Source organism: Hydrogenovibrio sp. 3SP14C1 (assembly GCF_029625905.1).
GTDB lineage: Bacteria > Pseudomonadota > Gammaproteobacteria > Thiomicrospirales > Thiomicrospiraceae > Hydrogenovibrio.
Genome location: NZ_JARTLM010000168.1, coordinates 1 through 263 on the forward strand (window position 1 = coordinate 1; position 263 = coordinate 263).

At 35.7% G+C, this 263-nt stretch carries 1 protein-coding gene; it reads left to right on the forward strand.

Annotation, left to right across the window (positions count from 1 at the left end):
• Nucleotides 1-263 (forward strand): SDR family NAD(P)-dependent oxidoreductase (locus P8629_RS12100; RefSeq protein ID WP_278166360.1); only part of this gene is annotated, 263 nt, incomplete at both ends.

Here is a 263-nt window from a genome sequence, read left to right on the forward strand (position 1 = left end):
GTTTTCTGGAAAAGTAGCATTAATTACAGGTGGCAGTAGAGGAATAGGAAAAGGTGTCGCTTCATTATTAGCGGAAGAAGGGGCGAAGGTTGCAATTATTGATGTAAACGAAGAAGCTTTAATACATGCAACGAAAGAATTTACAGAAAAAGGTTATACAGTTTATTCAAAGGTTGCAGATGTTGTAAATGCAAGTGATGTAGAGTTGGCGGTAAAGGAAATCAATGATGCATTTGGTTCAATAGATATTCTTGTGAATAATG